Source organism: Alicyclobacillus acidocaldarius subsp. acidocaldarius DSM 446 (assembly GCF_000024285.1).
Taxonomy (GTDB): Bacteria; Bacillota; Bacilli; order Alicyclobacillales; family Alicyclobacillaceae; genus Alicyclobacillus; species Alicyclobacillus acidocaldarius.
Genome location: NC_013205.1, coordinates 1,514,160 through 1,531,581, shown reverse-complemented (window position 1 = coordinate 1,531,581; position 17,422 = coordinate 1,514,160). Strand labels below are relative to the sequence as shown.

The window sequence follows — 17,422 nt, the reverse complement described above, 5'->3', positions numbered from 1 at the left end:
AGGGGCTCAAACGCCGCCCAACGCCGCACGCCTCAGGGATTCCCTCGACCATATGTATAAAAATAGGGCCAGCCCCAGGCTGCCCTATTTTGCGTATTCAACGGCTCTAGTTTCTCGAATTACCGTCACCTTGATCTGGCCGGGATAGTCGAGTTCGTTCTCGATCTTCTTCGATATCTCCTTTGCAACCAGCGCAGACTCAGCATCGTCGACCAATTCGGGTTTTACGATGATGCGGATCTCTCGACCCGCCTGAATCGCATAGCTCTTCTCGACACCCGCGAACGAATCCGCGATGTGTTCGAGCTTCTCCAGACGTTTCATATACACTTCCAGGGTTTCACGGCGCGCACCCGGGCGAGCCGCCGAGATGGCATCGGCCGCCGCGACGATCACAGAAATCGGCGAGGTGAACTCCACGTCGCCGTGGTGGGCGGCGATGCAGTTGATCACGACGGGATGCTCTTTGTATCGGCGCGCAAGATCGACGCCGATCTCCACGTGCGATCCCTCCACCTCGTGCGTGACCGCCTTCCCGATGTCGTGCAGCAAACCACCTCGGCGCGCAAGGGCAGCGTCGAGCCCGAGTTCGGAAGCCATCATCCCTGCGAGATGCGCAACCTCGATGGAGTGCTTCAGCACGTTTTGCCCGTAACTCGTGCGGAAGCGGAGGCGACCGAGAAGTTTCACCAGATCGGGATGCAGGCCGTGGACATTCGCATCAAACGTGGCCTGCTCTCCCTGCTCGCGGATCACGTCCTCGATTTCCCGACGAGCCCGCTCCACCATCTCCTCGATCCGCGCGGGGTGGATGCGCCCATCGGCGACCAGTCGCTCGAGCGCGATTTTGGCGATCTCGCGGCGGATGGGGTCAAAACCTGACAGGATGACCGCTTCCGGCGTGTCGTCGATGATCAAGTCCACGCCCGTGAGCGACTCGAGGGTTCGGATGTTGCGGCCTTCTCGCCCAATGATGCGCCCCTTCATCTCGTCGTTCGGCAGGTTGACCACCGTCACGGTGATCTCGGAGGCATGATCCGCCGCGCACCGCTGGATGGCGTTGGCGACGATGTCCCTCGCCCGGCGGTCTGCCTCGCGTTTGGCCTCCTGCTCGATTTGCTTGACCATAAGCGCCGCATCATGGCGCGCCTCGCGCTCAACCTGTTCCAGGATGAGCTGCCTCGCGCTTTCTCGCGTCAAGCCGGAAATCCGCTCGAGTTCCCGGACCTGTTCCTGGCGCAGAGCCTCAGCCTCTTCTTTGAGCGCCTGGATGGCCATTTCTTCTCGGCGAAGCTCCTCCGACTTCTGCTCCAGGACTTCGAGCTTCTTATCGAGCGCCTCCTCCTTTTGCAGGATGCGGCGCTCCATCCGTTGAATCTCGTTGCGTCGCTCGCGCAGCTCCTTCTCGGCCTCCTGCCGGATGCGGTGAGCTTCTTCCTTGGCCTCAAGGACCGCCTCCTTGCGCCGAGCCTCGACGTCCCGCTGCGCGGCCTCTATAATTTCCAAGGCGCGCGCTTCTGCGGCGCCAATCTTGGCCTCGGCGACCATGCGCCGGACCACGTACCCTACACCTAAGCCAATGCCTAAACAAACAAGCGAAACCACGATCAACAGCCAGACTGCGACTTCCAATGAGGCGCCTCCTTGCTCCGGTCGACGATCACCTGTTCGCATCGGAACCATGACGTCTTCGAGCTAGAGGCCGTAGGTGATACGCACTTTTATTCTACGTGTTGTTTCAAAACGGTGTCAAGAAAAGGCGATTACGCCCATGGGTCGACTTCCTGCTCACCCAGCCGCCTGACCGTTTCTCGCACAGCCTGGCGCGCAATGGAAGGTGAAAATCCCTTTCGCACAAGGTGCATCAGGGCCCGGCGTTCATCCACGTCCGCAAGGCGGCCAGCCGCGCGGCGAAAGTACTTCTCCGCGAGCCTGAGCGCGGCCTCTCGCTCCCTTTCATCGTCCACACACGACTCTAGGGATTGGGTCACGAGCAAAGTCGGCGCTCCCCGAGATCTCAATTTCGCCCGGATTTCTCGGCGGCTTCGCGTACCAGCCCAAGCTTCCACGCGGTCCCGCACGAGCTTCTCGTCATTGAGAAGCCCTTTCTCGCGCAGGCGGACGAGCGCCCCATCGATCACCTCGCGCTCCCAGCCCTTGCGCAGCAGCGCCCGGCTCAATTCACCTTCAAAGCGCGGGCGTACCTCGAGCAGCTTCAGCGCCTCGCGCAAGGCTTGCGCCACCTTCGCTCGTCTCTCCAGGTCGGCGTACTGCTTCACCGACATCCTCATCCCGACCTTGAGCCCGCAATCGACCCAGTCCTCGGCCGTCAGGTACAGAGAGGGCGCGCCTTCGAACTCCGCGCAAATGAGGGGGCGCCATTTGCCCGTGGCCTCCGTACGGCGAACCAGAACCAACGATTCCTCATCAGAAGGCGTCGAATTCGTCGAATGCGTCATCCGCGTCATCATCCGCATCCTCCGCAGCGGCTGCAACCAGCGGCTTGGCCGGATTCACGTGGAAGTACTCGCGAACCGCCGCCTCGATTTGCTCCGCGATCTCCGGATGCTCCTTCAGGTACTGCTTGGCGTTTTCACGCCCTTGTCCGAGCCGCTCCTCACCAAAGGAATACCAGGCTCCGCTTTTCTGGACGACGTCGATCTCGGTGGCGATATCGATCAGGCTGCCCTCTCGCGAGATCCCTTCCCCAAACATGATATCCACGTCGCACTGGCGGAACGGCGGCGCCACCTTGTTCTTCACGACCTTGATCCGCGTCCGCGATCCCACCACGTCATTCCCCTGTTTGATGGCCTCGACGCGCCGGACCTCCAGCCGCACGGAGGCGTAGAATTTCAGCGCGCGCCCGCCTGTCGTGGTCTCGGGATTTCCGAACATGACGCCGACCTTTTCGCGGATTTGGTTGATGAAGATGGCGATGGTCTTCGACTTGCTGATGGCGCCCGCCAACTTGCGCAGCGCCTGCGACATCAGGCGCGCCTGCAATCCGACGTGCGAATCGCCCATGTCGCCCTCGAGTTCGTTCTTCGGAACCAAGGCTGCCACGGAGTCCACGACGATCACGTCCACCGCGCCACTCCGAACCAGCGCCTCGGCGATCTCGAGCGCCTGTTCCCCCGTGTCCGGCTGAGAAATCAGGAGTTCGTCGATGTTGACGCCGAGCTTTTGGGCATAGACCGGATCCAACGCGTGTTCGGCGTCGATGAACGCCGCCTGACCGCCCAGCTTCTGCACCTCCGCGACAACGTGAAGCGCCACGGTCGTCTTGCCCGACGACTCCGGTCCGTAGATTTCCACGATTCTCCCACGAGGCAGTCCTCCGACGCCGAGCGCAATGTCAAGCGCAATCGACCCCGTCGGCACGGTCTCGACCGTCATCGCGGCCGCTTCGCCGAGTCTCATGATGGAACCCTTGCCAAATTCCTTCTCAATTTTTCGCAGGGCTTGTTCCAAAGCCGCCTTTTTGTCTCCCATGACACACCATCCCTCAATTTCTTCAAGCGCGTATGCCCGTGAGCCTCTTCTCCGCCTGCTCCCGAACACGGGAACCTATTCGCGAACGCTCGCAGGAATCCTTCGATCCGATTGTACACGTTCCTGCGAAAAATGCAAACAAACGTTCGCATCACGCGCATCGGTGCCCCAGGCGCAGCAAGAGCCGGACACTCGCATGTCCGGCTCTCCCATCCTGCTCGACCTACCGCTCAGCGGCGCGACGAGCGCGGCTTCGCAGGCTCCAAATTCACCCGCGTGCCATTGATTCGGCTTTGGCGCAACGCCTCGTAGACGAACGGCGCGCTCTCCTCCTCCACCTCGATGAACGTAAACTTCTCGAACATATCGATCCGCCCAACCGCGTCGCCCGGCACACCGGCCTCTTCGGAAATGGCGCGGACGAAGTCCTGCGGACTCATCCGAGACGTGCGGCCCACATTCACGAAGAACCGCACCATGCCGGGCCGAGCTCCCGTGTCCCCAAAGTCGTATTCGTCCGACTCCGTGCGATTTCCATCCCCTGACGACGCCAGTTTGAGGAGGGCCGAGGCGATGTCGATGGGATCGTGCTCGTCCACGAGGCCGCTCAGAATGGCGCGATACGGCGCGAGGCCACCCTCGCGAATGACGTCCACGATTTTGCTTCTCCACATCTCCGCCTGCCGCTCCGCCACGTCCTCCAGCGACGGCACCTCGCGGACGGTGATCTTCTGCTTGATTTCTCGCTCAATCTGCTTCAGCAATTTGTACTCTCGAGGTGTCACGAGCGTGATGGCCAACCCTCGCTTGCCTGCGCGGCCCGTGCGTCCGATGCGGTGCACGTACGACTCGGGATCCTGCGGAACGTCGTAGTTGATCACGTGCGTCACGTCGTCCACGTCCAGCCCGCGAGCCGCCACGTCCGTCGCGACCAATAGCTCAATCTCGTTTTTGCGGAACTTCCGCATGACGCGATCGCGCTGAGCCTGGCTCAGGTCGCCATGAAGTCCGTCAGCGAGGTAGCCGCGCGCAAGCAGGGCCTCCACGAGATCGTCCACGCCGCGCTTCGTCCGGCAGAAGATGATCCCGAGCTGGATGTCCTCGCTGTCCACGATGCGGCAGAGGCTGTCGAGCTTATTGCGCTCCAACACTTTGTAGCACACCTGATCGATCTGCGGCACGGTCACCTCGCCGCGATTGACTGTGATGTGCTGCGGATCGCGCATGTAACGCAGCGCGAGGCGCTTGACCTCGTTCGGGAAGGTGGCCGAGAACAGCATGGTCTGCCGATCGCTCGGCGTCTCGCGCAAAATGGCTTCAATGTCGTCGATGAAGCCCATGTCGAGCATCTCATCGGCTTCGTCGAGCACCACCATCCGGACATCGCTGAGCGACAACGTGCCGCGGTGAATGTGATCCAACACCCGCCCCGGGGTGCCGATGACGATCTGCACGCCTTGCTTCAGCGCGCGGATTTGGTGCACGATGGACTGCCCGCCGTAAATCGGGACGGATCGGACGCGCTTGTATTTCGCGATTTTGCGGATCTCACCCGCCACCTGAATCGCCAGCTCGCGCGTCGGCGTCAGCACGATGGCCTGCACGCGCGGTTCCGTCGACACCCGCTCCACCAGCGGGATTCCGAATGCTGCCGTCTTCCCCGTGCCGGTCTGCGCCTGGCCGATCACGTCCCGGCCCTCCAGCACCACCGGAATACAAGCCGCCTGAATCGGCGATGGCTCCTCAAACCCCATATCGTGAATCGCCTGCAGTACGCGGCGGTTCAACCCAAAAGACTCAAACGATGACATACTCTCAACCTTTCTCTCCTCTGCCTGTCTTGTCTCTTCCCACATCAGAATCTCCATTCAACTCCTGCCACAGTCTCCAGAGCGCCTGTTTGCAGCTTCGGATTCGAATCTGAGCGCGCGAACCGCGTAGCCTGAGCTCATACACCCGCGACCCACGAGGCCCCGCGAGCCCCACGTACACGAGACCCACCGGCTTCTCCGGCGTGCCGCCTCCGGGGCCCGCGATGCCCGTCACGCCGATGCCGTACGTCGCGCCGAGCTTTTCGCGGACGCCCTCCGCCAGTTCGCGCGCCGTTGGTTCCGACACGGCTCCGTGCGTCGCCAGCGTCTCGGCGCGAACACCCACCACAGACGCCTTGACCCGATTGTCGTATGCCACGACACCGCCCACAAACGCGGCTGAGCTGCCGGGCACGTCCGTGATCATCTCGGCCAACATGCCGCCGGTGCAGCTTTCCGCCACGGCCAGCGTGGATCCCGTCTCTTGGAGCCGCCGCAACACGACGGAAGCCAGCGAGTCGTCGTCCACACCGTAGATAAATGGAGCGAATCGCCTGCGCAACTCGTCCTCGACCGGACGGATGAGCTCCCAACACGCCTCTTCCGTGGGACCGGATGCCGTGATGCGGAGCACCATCTCGCCCTCGCCGGCGTACGGAGCCACGGTCGGGTTGTCCTTGCATGTCAGATCGGCGATTCTCGCATCCACATCCGACTCGCCGATGCCGCAGAAATGGAGAATCCGGGAAACCAACTTGCGCGTGCCGCCAAAGTGGTCAACCAGGCGAGGAATCACGTAATTTTGCAGCATAGGACGCATTTCGAGGGGCGGACCCGGAAGAAGAAAGTAATGCACGCCGTTGTCGAACACGTACTGTCCCGGTGCGGTCCCGTTCGGGTTCGGAATCCATTCGCCGCCCTCGATGACGAGGGCCTGCTTCCGGTTCTGCTCCGGCATGGGCCTGCCTCTTTGTTTGAAATAGGACTCGACTTCCGCGAGCGCTTCCTGGGAAAGCACAAGCCGTCTTCCCAGAAACTTCGCCAGCGCTTCCTTCGTCAAGTCGTCCTGCGTCGGCCCCAGTCCCCCCGTCGCGATCACGGCGTTTGAGCGCCGGGACGCGATGGAGAACGTCTCGATAATCCGCGCCTCGTTGTCTCCTACCGCACTGTGATAGTACACGTACATTCCGTGCTTCGCAAGTTCCTGCGAAATCTCGCGGGCATGCCCATTGTGGATCTGCCCAATGACAATCTCCGTACCGACCGCAATCAGTTCGGCGCGGCAAGGCTCTGCCAAGGCCACAGCCACCCTCTCCATCCTGACAAGCGCCTCACGAGGCGCGCGACAAGATCATCTCTCGATTCTTCAAGAAATAGTCGATCGCCGACACTACGGTCATGATCACCATCACGTAGATCATGATCTGGGCAATCGGAACATTGATGACTGAAAAAGGGAAGTTGTTCAACATCAAGAGCACGATTCCCACCATCTGCGCGGTCGTCTTCCACTTCCCCCACTGGCTTGCCGCCACCACCACCCCGTCTCCCGCGGCGATGAGGCGGAGCCCTGTGACCGCAAACTCGCGGCTGATGATCACAATCGCGACCCAGGCCGGCATGCGCTGCATTTGGACCAGAATGATGAGCACCGCCGAGACCAACAGCTTATCCGCCAGCGGATCGAGAAACTTACCGAAGTTCGTGATCATCTTCCGCTTCCGCGCGATCCGCCCATCCAGCGCGTCCGTGGCCGCCGCCGCAATGAAGACCAGCGCAGCCAGGACCTCGTTCGCGGTGGTGGTTTGTCCGTGGAACGTCACCGAACCGATGTGAAACGGGACCAACAGGATCACGCAGACGACAGGCACCAGCAGAATCCTGGCCAGTGTAATCCGATTCGCCAGATTCAATGGCCCACGCCCCTCTTGTCCGATTTGCACACTGGCACCCGATCACGAGCGATAATTCGTGAATTGCAGCGGAACATCCAAATCCGCGTTCCGCAGCATCTGAATGACCGCCTGAAGGTCGTCACGGCTCTTGCCGGAGACGCGGATCTGGTCTCCCTGAATCTGCGCCTGGACCTTGATCTTCGAGTCCTTGATCAGTTTGGTGATTTGCTTCGCGTGATCGGCGTCGAGGCCGTTCACGAGCTCCACCACCTGCCGAACCGTGCCCCCCGCGGCAGGCTCGACCTTGCCCGGTCTCAGCGCCTTCAGCGACACGTTTCGCTTGACGAGTTTGGTCTTGAGCACGTCCATCAGTTGCTCGAGCTTGTACTCGTCATCCGAAATCAGCGTGAGCCTGTCGCCCTCCAGGCGAATCTCGCTCTTCGAACCCTTGAAGTCAAACCTCGTCTCGATCTCCCGCCGAGCCTGCTGAACGGCGTTCGACACCTCCTGAAGATCCACCTTCGACACAATGTCGAACGAAGCCTCTTTGGCCATGTTCCCGCTCCTCTACATCCAGTGTACGCTTCCGACCGTTCCTCGTCACCCTCGTTCGATCACGACCACCGGCGCCCACGTGATATTCGGGAGCTGGACCGGCTGCCCGTCCACCGTGATGGACACGCCCTGGACGTGACCCAGGTGGAACGTGACGTTGTTCTGGGCCGAGAACGACTTCGACTGACCTTGGTTCAGGATGACGTTCGGCGCCACCGCTTGACCGTCCGCGGTCGCGCTGAACCACAACTCGCCGGAATTCACGGTGACCACCACCTGGAGGCTCGCGGCGTGAAGCACCTTGTACGTGTACATCCCGTTCGCGTACGGCAACGCCACCACCACAGTCTGAGCTTTCTGGATAGGCTGCGTCGTCCGCTTGGGCGGAGCCGTCTGATGCGTGGCAGGCTTCGTCGCCTGCGTCTTCTGCGGGCTGGACGTGGTGGTATTCGTCCTATGGGTCGCCTGGCCATGGTGGTGATGCAGGAGAACATACAGCCCTCCGACCACCACCAGCGCGCCGACGATGAGAAGTCCTTGTCCGACCCAGGATCCCACCGATCGGACGGGCCGATCATACGTCTCCCGCCGAGACCGCTCGTGCCGTTCGTGCGCGCGGGACCTCGTCCGCTCCATCTCGTTCAGCGATCTCGGCTCCACCATCCGCGCCGCCGGCTTTCGGTCCGCGGCCCGGTTTTCCGAGGTCAGCGCGGGAGACTCGGCCCTCACTCCCGGCTCGGCGCTGCCAGCGTCGCCACCGTCCACGTATTTTTCCAAAAGCTCGCTTCCGTCCAGCCCGAGAACCTCGGCGTAACTCCGGACAAAACCGCGCGCATACACGCGGCCGGGCAGGACATCCCACTGCCCCGATTCCAGCGCCTCAATGTAGCGCTTGCGGATTTTCGTCCGCTCCTCGATATCTTCGACCGTGAGTCCGAGCGATTCGCGCCTGGCGCGCAGAATTTGCCCCAACTGCTCGTGCACGCGTCGCCCTCCCTTGTCCTGTGGCGTCTCTATTCCTGAGCCCACGTGGCCGCTTCATCTTCGAACATATCATAGCGAATTTCTTCCTGCGGATCTCGGCGCAATTCGATCAACATGTCGAACAAATCCCACGTGTAGCGCGTCCGCCGGACAAAAATGTCGGGATGCTCGATCACGACCGGCGCCTTCATCCGGAGGATTTCGTCCACGCAGCGCATATGGTCCTCACCGCCGCGCATCACGGACACGGCGCCGTCAATGATGTAGACGAACGGTTCGGCGCGAAACGTCGCGGAAGGAAGTTCGCGCATAATCGTCTGCTTGAGCAACGTGGACGACACGAACAGCCAACGCTTATTCGCGTACACGCTCGCCGCCACGACCGCCTCGGTCTTGCCGACGCGCGGCTGTCCGCGCACGCCAATGACCTGTCGACCAGGGCGCTTCAGGATTTCACCCAAAAAGTCGACCAGGACGCCGAGTTCGTCTCGAACGAACCGATACGTCCGCTTCTCCGTGTCGCTCCGCTCGATAAATCGCCCGTGGCGCAGCGCGAGCCTGTCCCGAAGCGTCGGTTCCCGGAGCGCCGTCACTTCGATGTCTTCCATCGACTCGAGCATGGTCCGCAGCACGTCGAGGATGTCCGGTCGATCCACGTCGATCAGGAATCCTCTTCCATACTCCGACACTCCCGATAATTGTACGATGTTGACCCCGAGCATGCCAAGCAGGGAGGCGATGTCGCCCAACAACCCGGGGCGATCTCGGCGAATGTGATATTGGAAGTAATACTCGGCCACGCCATCTCAACCTTTCCCACGATCCTACGACAGATGAAATGTATGCTCGAGGTTCGATCTCACGTTGGCCGGCAGCGAAGCAAAGGCGGCGTCCGCGCGCGACGCTTCCGACTCCGCTCGAACCTGCAGCGCGGCCCACGCGGTGAGCACCGAAGCCGGCAATCGCTTGTCGTCGAGCGCGACCGATGACAAGTCGAGCACAAGGTGCTCCCCAGGCTGCCAGGACACCGGCGATGCGAGTGCCTGGAACCCCCGAAGCACCTCCGAAGGGTCGAGGTGACCAGGCGCGATGGCGCAACCTGAACCGGTCGAGGTTCCAAAACACCCCCAATTCGGCGTCACACTGCGCAGCGTTTGGATCTCTGCAGGAGATACGTTGCCTCCAATGACGCCGAGTTCCACCGCGTATCCATAGCTCGACAAACTTGGCGCGGCCTGTTGCGGAAGCGCGACCACCCGGACGTTCCCGTTCGTCTGGTACAGACCCGCGAAGAACGCCTTTTGTTCAGCAGCGCTCGCCCCCTGCGGGACATACACCAGACTCGGCACGCCGCTGTATACGGCCCCGCTCGTCGATCCCGGCGCCACGGCCACCATCCAGTCTCCGCAGAGCGCCCCGATGCTGTACGCGATGCCGACGGGATCCTGCGCGATTTCCGCGACATTGCTTGATTCGGTCAGAGGAGCTGGCCAATCGCTGACCACCAGAAAGCGCACGGAAGAATTCGAAGACGCCAACTCGTCGACGCCCGGTGCGACGGCGCTCGCATCGTCGCATACGAGCATGAGACCTGTCAGTCGGCGCCTCGCAAGCTCCTTCTCCGCTTCCGACCGCCATGCGTTCCAAGATACGTGCACCACCTCCACCGCCGTGGCACCTGCCGCTCCCAGTTCGGACGCAGACGGCGCAAACGGGGGCGAACCCACGATCTCCACCAGCACGGCGGGCTTGTGAACGGTCGGGCGCATGGCCGCAAGATCCGGCGCGCCGCAGCCCGCGACATTCGCCGCGACAGCGCAAATCGCCACCGCGAGCCGCCACTGTCCTTTCACCGTCGACACTCCACTCCTTTTTGCGCGGGCTTCCGCGAACATCGCTTCACCCTATTGTAAACCTTCCCTATCGGCTTGTCTCATCCCAGGGAGATCTCCACGCTTGCCTTTCACGCGTCTCTCTCACATGATAAGGGTATACGAAAGGATGATGGCGCCGTGGGGGATATCAGCGGAGACCACGTGTCCGTAGCCAAAGCGCTGTATCAGCTTGACTTTTATTTAGAGCAGATCGACGCGCCGTTCGACATTTACGACCTCTATGAGGAGGCCTATCGAGAGCTGCGCGGGAAGTACTACGACGAGAGCTGGCTCGATCATCTCGACGACCACCCGCATGTGCGCGAGTCGCTCGACGAGAATTTCACGCTGCAGACCATCGTGGATGCGCTGCTGCGCACAGGCCACGAGCCGGTCGTTCGAGCGCTGATGCGGTCGTTTCGCCGCGAGCAGATCTCCGTCACCCAGCGGTTTATCGACGGCGCACGCCGACAAAAGGGACGCCCGTAGGCGTCCCTTTTGTCCTTTGACTGCCCCAGAACGAAAGTCCCTCAGTTCGCCAGGGGCTTCAGTTCGATCCAGCACGCTTCGTCCACGCCCGTATCGTCCTGATGTGCCCCCTCCATCGCGCCGGCCAGATCCTCCCCGGCCGTCCGTGCCGCCAAATGCTCGTAGGCGCTTCGCCCCAGTCCGGCCGTCCCCACGATGGTCCCACCCTCTGTGAAGGTGATCTCCGCCTCCGCAATCGGCTCTTTCAGCAAGTACAGATCGCTCAAATACGCGTCCGTATCGGCACGCATGTCGCGAAACGCGACCGTTGGGTTCGGCGGCTGCCCGGAGGCCGTCTCCACCTCCACCATCGCCGACACCACGAACTGACCATCGCCGCGATCATCGGGCAGCACGGCGAGATCGTACAAGCCCGGGATGTCCGCCAGGCTCGCGGCGATGGTGTCGATCTCGGCATCCGACGGAGCGGCTTGGGTGGGCATGGCGGCTCCGCCAACGCCACGGACGCCGGACGCGCCGTGCGCCACCCCGCGGTCTGAGAACGCATGTGCCAACCCCATGTACCCGCACAGCGCGAGAAAAGCCACGGCCATGAGTGCGATGGACGATTTCTGGCGTACCACCCGTCGTCCTCTCCTTGTGTTGGACTAGGACATGTATACGGAAAGGCGCACGGGTGTATGCCTCATTCGGCCTGATGTTGTCGCATGAACGAGGCTTTGGCCTGCAACCACTGTTCCTTTGTGATCAGCACTTCTCGAGGCTTGCTGCCCTCGTACGGCCCCACAATCCCACTCTGCTCCATTTGATCGATGATGCGCGCGGCGCGCGAGTAACCGATGCGAAATCGCCGCTGCAAGAGAGACACGGAAGCCTGGCCCATTTCGACGACGAGGTCGACCGCGTCCATGAACAGGCTGTCGAGCTCCGGCCCGCCCTCATCTTCCGGTTCCTCCTCGATGGCGGTGCTCAGATCCATCGTGTAGACCGCGTGCTGCTGACTCTTCACGTACTCCACGAGCCGCTCAATTTCGCGTTCCGACACGTAGGCCCCCTGCACGCGCGTCGGCTTCGCCGCGCCCACCGGATAGTACAGCATGTCGCCGCGGCCGAGCAGCTTCTCCGCGCCGCCCATGTCGAGGATGGTGCGAGAATCCGCCATGGACGAAACGGCAAACGCGATTCGGCTTGGGATGTTCGCCTTGATGAGACCGGTGATGACGTCCACCGACGGGCGCTGCGTGGCGACGATGAGGTGAATCCCTGCCGCGCGGGCCATCTGCGCCAATCGGCAGATGGCGTCCTCCACGTCGTGTGGCGCCACCATCATCAGGTCGGCCAATTCGTCGACGATCACGACGATATACGGCAGCGGCTCGAGTCCCTCTTCACGCATGATCTCGTTGAACCGATCGATGTCTCTCGCGCCCCGCTCCGCCATCAGCCGATATCGGTTCTCCATCTCCTGCACGATTTTCTTCAACGCCCCCGCCGCCAGCCTGGCGTCCGTCACGACGGGCGTCAGAAGGTGCGGAATGCCGTTGTAGATGCTCAGTTCGACCATCTTCGGATCGATCATCATCAGCTTGACCTCGTGGGGCTTGGCGCGCACCAAGAGGGACGCGATCATTCCATTGATGCAGACGCTCTTGCCCGAACCGGTGGCACCCGCCACCAGGAGGTGAGGCATCTTCTGAAGATCTCCGACAATCGGCGCACCGGTGATGTCTCGCCCGAGTGCGAGCGCCAGCTTCGCGGGCGAGTTCTGAAATTCCGGCGACTCCAGCACCTCGCGGAGCGTGACCACGGCGATCTCGTCGTTTGGAATCTCGATGCCGATCACGGATTTCCCAGGCACCGGCGCCTCGATGCGGATATCCCGGGCCGCCAGCGCGAGGGCGATGTCGTCTTGCAGCGACAGGACCCGCGCGACCTTCACGCCGGCCGCAGGCTGAATTTCGTAGCGCGTCACCGTGGGCCCGCGGTGAATCTCCACCACTCGAGCCTGCACGTTGAACGACTGCAGCGTGGACTGCAGCTTCTGCGCATTCTCCTGCACGTTCGCCGTCGCGACAGGCGCGTGCTTGCCCGAAGGCGGGTCAAACAGTGTGAGCGGAGGAAGCTGATACGACTCGTCGTGGACCATCGGCCCCACCTCGTACTCGGGCACGACGGCGGAGCTCCGCTCCTCCTCTCGCGCGGGCGATGGCCTTTTCCGCTCGCTTCTCGAGGGAAATCGGACCACAAGTCCCTTGGCATCGGTCTCGACCACAGGTTCGTCGGGCTCCCCCCAGGGCGGGAGGTCGTCGGCCTTCTCAGGCCGGCTGGCACGCGCCGCAAAATCGTGGATGATGGGCTCCGCCTCCTCCTGAGGAGCCTCCGGCTCCGCTTCCTCCAGCACGTCTCCGTCGATCACGACCGCAGGCCGTGTGGCCCTCGGCGCATCCTCCACCACTTCGGGCTCAGGATCTTTCTCCCGCCTGAACACCTGTCCGGCCTGCCGGCGGATGTTGGACCACATGCGGTCCAAAGCCTGCTCGGTATACCGAGAACCGCGACGAACCACGCTCACGAGCGACACCTGGAAGACGAGGGCGATTCCGATCAGCCCCCCCGCGACAATCACCAGGCGCGGGCCCAGCTCGTAGGTCTGCGGCGAATTGAACAAGAGGTGCAAGAGTTGAAAGACGAAAAAGCCAATGAGTCCCCCTCCGGCGCTCGGGGGCGCACCGGAAGTCGGATGAAAAACGTAGGCGCGCAAGGCTTGCAGCGCGTTCCACTCGCTCGACCAGAAGTACGACTGAAGCCCTTGATCCGCCAGATTCGAGTAAAAATTCATCTCAATGAGTGCAAGCATGCACAGGAGGAGGATCAAAAGACCCAGGTGGCGGCCGTCCCACACGAAGCGACTCCTGCGCACCATCATGTACACGGCCGCGTATCCCACCAAAATAGGAATGAGAAAATACCAACTGCCCGCCAGATAGATGCTCACGACAGCCAAGAACTGGCCCACCAGTCCCAAGCGCCCGAGCGCCAGCGCACAGGCCGTGAGCATCGCCAGACCGGTGACTTCATATTTAAGCACATTTTTTTGCTGCTGCTTGCGAGCCAATCCTCACCAGTCCCTTCCTTAGACTGAGGATTCGACCCGGGCGCTCAAACTCCTGCCTTCCGCCTTCAGCGAAGCGCGGCGCCCGGCTGCCATTCGGGCCTCAGATAGTCACGCGCGATGGGGCTTATCAGCCGCACAAGTCTCGGCGTGCCGTATTCGTCCCGGGCCACGATCAGGGTCCGATGTCCGTCCCTCCACTCTTCGAAGCGCGGCCCGCTGCCCCACCATCCGCTGTAAATCTCGCTCTCTGCCAACGTCGTCCAAAGCATCACTGGATCACCCCCGGCTGAGGAACTTGCGCGAGCACCGCGCCTGTTCGGGACTCCTTGTGTTCCCGAATGAGATCTTTCAGCTTCTTCATCGCTTGCCCCAGGCCGCCCACTTCGTCGCACAGGCCATACTTGACGGCATCCCGTCCCACCACCGTCGTGCCGATATCTTTCGCCATCTCGCCGGTGTTCAACATCAGGTGGCGAAACATGTCCTCCGAAATTCGCGAGTGTTCGACCACGAAACGGATCACGCGATCCTGCATCTTCTCGAGATACTCAAACGACTGTTGCACGCCAATCACGAGGCCGTTCAAGCGAATCGGATGGATGGTCATGCTGGCGGACTCTGCAATGAACGTGTAATCCGCCGCCACGGCGATGGGCACACCGATGGAATGGCCTCCGCCGAGCACGACGGATACCTTGGGCTTCGACATCGACGCCACCAGTTCTGCGATGGCGAGGCCCGCCTCCACGTCGCCGCCCACCGTGTTGAGGATGATGAGCAGTCCGTCGATTTTATCGCTCTCCTCCACCGCGACGAGCTGTGGGATGACGTGTTCGTATTTCGTGGTCTTGTTCTGGGGCGGCAGTACCATGTGACCCTCGATCTGGCCGATGACCGTCAAACAGTAGATGTCGCCCGTCACCACTGCGGCGGGTTCGTTCGCGCCGAGCGACTCGACGGACGAGGGAGCGTCCTTCGTCTCCTGCGCATCCGCCCCGCCCGTGGCCCCAGCTTTCATCACGGCATCGTAGGCTGACTTTGTCTCCATCTCGCATCCGCCTCCCGCCGTCCCAGTATCGGCAAAGGGAAGCGCGTCCATACGCAACCGCCGCTTCGGTTGAGGTTTGAAACGGCGGTCCTGCCCAAAGACGACGAGGGCTATCCCCGCTCGCCGCGTTTCGTGCGGACCGAGGATAGCCCTGACTTCGCGGATGAATGCCCTTTGCGATCACGCCTCCATGATGATGGGCAGGATCATCGGGCGGCGCCGAGTCTGTTCGTACAGGTACCGGCCGAGCGTATCCCGCACAGCCGTCTTCAGCGAAGACCACTCGCTCACGTTGTCCGAGACCAGTTTGCTGAGCGTGCTCTCCACCAGGCGATTCGCCTCGTCCAAGAGCGCCTCTGACTCGCGCACGTAGACGAACCCGCGCGAGATGATGTCGGGCCCCGACAGGATGTGTCCCGTCGTTTTGGACAGCGTGACCACCACGACCAGGATGCCGTCCTGCGACAGCAATTTGCGGTCGCGCAACACGATGTTGCCGACGTCGCCCACGCCGAGCCCGTCGATCATCACGGACCCGGCCGGGACCTTGCCGCCGAGGCGCGCTCGGCCGTCCTCAAACTCCACGACATCGCCGATCTCCGTGATGAAGATGTGGTCCGGCTGAATGCCGAGCTGCATGGCGAGATCGGCGTGAATCCGCTGCATGCGAAACTCGCCGTGAACCGGGAGGAAGTACTTCGGGCGCACAAGCTGGAGCATCCACTTGAGCTCTTCCTGGCTTCCGTGCCCCGAGGCGTGCACACCGCGGTAAATCACGTGAGCCCCCGCGCGGAACAGCTGATCGATGGTCCTCGCCACGAACTTTTCGTTGCCCGGAATGGGCGAACTCGCCAACACCACGGTGTCGCCCGGCACGATCTCGATCTTTCGATGCGCGGCCCGCGCCATGCGGGTGAGCGCGGACATCGGCTCCCCTTGGCTGCCCGTCGAGAGGATGACGACCTTCTCTGGAGGAAGCTTGTTGACCTCGTCGGGATCGACGAGCGTGTCCGGCTGCGCCTCCAAATATCCCAGTTGCAGCGACGTCTGGACGTTGTTGACCATGCTGCGTCCGACAATGGCGACCTTGCGGCCATGGCGCTCCGCCGCCCGAATCATCAGCTGCAGGCGGTGGATGTTGGACGCAAAGGTGGACAGAATCACGCGCCCGGGAGCCTGACTGATGATCTCGTCGATCTTGATGCCGACCGTCATCTCGGACGGCGTGTAACCGGGCCGCTCCGCGTTCGTGCTGTCGCCGACGAGCGCGAGCACGCCTCGCGCCCCCCACTGCGCCAGTTTATGAATGTCCGCGTGTCGTCCGTCAATCGGCGTCTGATCGAACTTGTAGTCGCCCGTGTGGATGACGATGCCTTCCGGTGTTTCGATGGCGAACCCGACCGTGTCCGGAATGCTGTGATTCACGTAGAACGGGGACACCGCGAACTGGCCGAGCTGAACGCGCGACTTGCCGTCCATCGTGATGAGCTTCACATCATGAACGCCCGCCTCGCGCAACTTGTTCTCGACGAGCCCGAGCGTCAACCGCGTCCCGTACACCGGCACGTTGATCTCCCGAAGCACGTACGGAAGCCCGCCGATATGATCCTCGTGTCCGTGCGTCAGAAAGATGCCGCGAATTTTCTCGCGATTCTCGACCAAAAACGTGATATCGGGAATGACGATGTCGATGCCGAGCATATCTTCGTCGGGAAACTTTAGCCCCGCATCGACCACGATCATGTCCTGCCCGTACCAATACAGCGTCATGTTCTTTCCGATCTCCCCGACTCCGCCGAGCGGGATGATGGAAAGTCTCGATTTCGATCTTGGCATTTTGCACCTCCGTTGCCATACCTATGGAATTCAGCGACACGATCACGACCCGCCCGCCCGGTCTCCTTTCGCACTTCCCTCGACATGCAAAAAAAAGCCCGCTCAGACCAAGGCCGTGTCTTTCTGTGCATCGAACGCGCTCAAACGGACCACCCGACCCGTTCCATCCGCTTTCACGCCATTCGTTGTCTCCGCGCCAGGGTTCGCACGTCCCTTGCGCGAATAAGCCGCACATGTCACTATCAGTGTCATTATACTCCCGTTCGGATCCTGACACAACCATCAGTCTCCGCCGGCGACGGCGCCGACACGGTGGAGTC

At 61.9% G+C, this 17,422-nt stretch carries 16 protein-coding genes; 1 reads left to right on the top strand and 15 read right to left on the bottom strand.

The window, feature by feature from the left end:
* Positions 1-84 precede the first annotated feature (84 nt).
* From rny to AACI_RS07265, 10 genes are all read right to left on the bottom strand, one after another.
* Complete coding sequence (gene rny, locus AACI_RS07310; protein ID WP_012810814.1) at positions 85-1,632, bottom strand: ribonuclease Y; 1,548 nt, start codon at positions 1,630-1,632, stop codon at positions 85-87.
* Positions 1,633-1,763: 131 nt separating this feature from the next.
* Positions 1,764-2,468 (bottom strand): regulatory protein RecX, encoded by a 705-nt coding sequence (locus AACI_RS07305; RefSeq protein ID WP_245530459.1) that lies wholly within the window; start codon positions 2,466-2,468, stop codon positions 1,764-1,766.
* Positions 2,428-3,495, bottom strand: a complete 1,068-nt coding sequence (gene recA / locus AACI_RS07300; protein WP_012810812.1) for a recombinase RecA — start codon at positions 3,493-3,495, stop codon at positions 2,428-2,430. Before recA ends, AACI_RS07305 begins: the two co-directional genes overlap by 41 nt.
* 230 nt (positions 3,496-3,725) lie before the next feature.
* Positions 3,726-5,306, bottom strand: coding sequence for a DEAD/DEAH box helicase (locus AACI_RS07295; protein ID WP_041707415.1), 1,581 nt, complete (start codon positions 5,304-5,306; stop codon positions 3,726-3,728).
* A 4-nt stretch (positions 5,307-5,310) separates the two neighbouring features.
* Positions 5,311-6,624 (bottom strand): competence/damage-inducible protein A, encoded by a 1,314-nt coding sequence (locus AACI_RS07290; RefSeq protein WP_049763307.1) that lies wholly within the window; start codon positions 6,622-6,624, stop codon positions 5,311-5,313.
* 13 nt (positions 6,625-6,637) lie between these two features.
* Positions 6,638-7,219, bottom strand: coding sequence for a CDP-diacylglycerol--glycerol-3-phosphate 3-phosphatidyltransferase (pgsA, locus tag AACI_RS07285; RefSeq protein WP_012810809.1), 582 nt, complete (start codon positions 7,217-7,219; stop codon positions 6,638-6,640).
* A gap of 42 nt (positions 7,220-7,261) precedes the next feature.
* Positions 7,262-7,756 carry a YajQ family cyclic di-GMP-binding protein gene (locus AACI_RS07280; protein WP_008340000.1) on the bottom strand — a complete coding sequence of 165 codons (495 nt, stop codon included), beginning with the start codon at positions 7,754-7,756 and terminating at the stop codon, positions 7,262-7,264.
* A gap of 45 nt (positions 7,757-7,801) precedes the next feature.
* Complete coding sequence (locus tag AACI_RS07275; protein WP_012810808.1) at positions 7,802-8,740, bottom strand: helix-turn-helix domain-containing protein; 939 nt, start codon at positions 8,738-8,740, stop codon at positions 7,802-7,804.
* Between the two features lie 29 nt (positions 8,741-8,769).
* The gene (locus AACI_RS07270; RefSeq protein ID WP_012810807.1) at positions 8,770-9,540 is read right to left on the bottom strand and encodes a DUF3388 domain-containing protein; all 771 of its coding nucleotides are present in this window, start codon (positions 9,538-9,540) and stop codon (positions 8,770-8,772) included.
* Positions 9,541-9,564: 24 nt separating this feature from the next.
* Positions 9,565-10,602 (bottom strand): hypothetical protein, encoded by a 1,038-nt coding sequence (locus AACI_RS07265; protein ID WP_041707414.1) that lies wholly within the window; start codon positions 10,600-10,602, stop codon positions 9,565-9,567.
* A 150-nt stretch (positions 10,603-10,752) separates the two neighbouring features.
* Here AACI_RS07265 and AACI_RS07260 point away from each other — a divergent pair, with 150 nt between their 5' ends.
* Positions 10,753-11,103, top strand: a complete 351-nt coding sequence (locus AACI_RS07260; RefSeq protein ID WP_041707413.1) for a hypothetical protein — start codon at positions 10,753-10,755, stop codon at positions 11,101-11,103.
* Between the two features lie 41 nt (positions 11,104-11,144).
* Here AACI_RS07260 and AACI_RS07255 read toward each other — a convergent pair whose 3' ends face one another.
* The 5 genes from AACI_RS07255 to AACI_RS07235 form a co-directional block, all read right to left on the bottom strand.
* The gene (locus AACI_RS07255; protein WP_012810804.1) at positions 11,145-11,726 is read right to left on the bottom strand and encodes a hypothetical protein; all 582 of its coding nucleotides are present in this window, start codon (positions 11,724-11,726) and stop codon (positions 11,145-11,147) included.
* Between the two features lie 62 nt (positions 11,727-11,788).
* Positions 11,789-14,218, bottom strand: coding sequence for an FtsK/SpoIIIE family DNA translocase (locus tag AACI_RS07250; RefSeq protein WP_012810803.1), 2,430 nt, complete (start codon positions 14,216-14,218; stop codon positions 11,789-11,791).
* A gap of 65 nt (positions 14,219-14,283) precedes the next feature.
* Positions 14,284-14,487, bottom strand: a complete 204-nt coding sequence (locus AACI_RS07245; protein WP_012810802.1) for a YlzJ-like family protein — start codon at positions 14,485-14,487, stop codon at positions 14,284-14,286.
* Positions 14,487-15,266, bottom strand: a complete 780-nt coding sequence (locus AACI_RS07240; RefSeq protein ID WP_012810801.1) for a ClpP family protease — start codon at positions 15,264-15,266, stop codon at positions 14,487-14,489. The genes AACI_RS07245 and AACI_RS07240 overlap by 1 nt, the downstream gene beginning before the upstream one ends.
* 180 nt (positions 15,267-15,446) lie before the next feature.
* The gene (locus tag AACI_RS07235) at positions 15,447-17,102 is read right to left on the bottom strand and encodes a ribonuclease J (protein WP_012810800.1); all 1,656 of its coding nucleotides are present in this window, start codon (positions 17,100-17,102) and stop codon (positions 15,447-15,449) included.
* Between the last annotated feature and the right edge of the window lie 320 nt (positions 17,103-17,422).

Bases quoted from the DNA above. Each gene is read 5' to 3' on its own strand.
- AACI_RS07305 (WP_245530459.1), bottom strand. From the start codon at position 2,468: ATGACGCGGATGACGCATTCGACGAATTCGACGCCTTCTGATGAGGAA.
- recA (WP_012810812.1), bottom strand. From the start codon at position 3,495: ATGGGAGACAAAAAGGCGGCTTTGGAACAAGCCCTGCGAAAAATTGAG.
- AACI_RS07295 (WP_041707415.1), bottom strand. From the start codon at position 5,306: ATGTCATCGTTTGAGTCTTTTGGGTTGAACCGCCGCGTACTGCAGGCG.
- AACI_RS07290 (WP_049763307.1), bottom strand. From the start codon at position 6,624: ATGGAGAGGGTGGCTGTGGCCTTGGCAGAGCCTTGCCGCGCCGAACTG.
- AACI_RS07280 (WP_008340000.1), bottom strand. From the start codon at position 7,756: ATGGCCAAAGAGGCTTCGTTCGACATTGTGTCGAAGGTGGATCTTCAG.
- AACI_RS07245 (WP_012810802.1), bottom strand. From the start codon at position 14,487: ATGCTTTGGACGACGTTGGCAGAGAGCGAGATTTACAGCGGATGGTGG.
- AACI_RS07240 (WP_012810801.1), bottom strand. From the start codon at position 15,266: ATGGAGACAAAGTCAGCCTACGATGCCGTGATGAAAGCTGGGGCCACG.
- AACI_RS07235 (WP_012810800.1), bottom strand. From the start codon at position 17,102: ATGCCAAGATCGAAATCGAGACTTTCCATCATCCCGCTCGGCGGAGTC.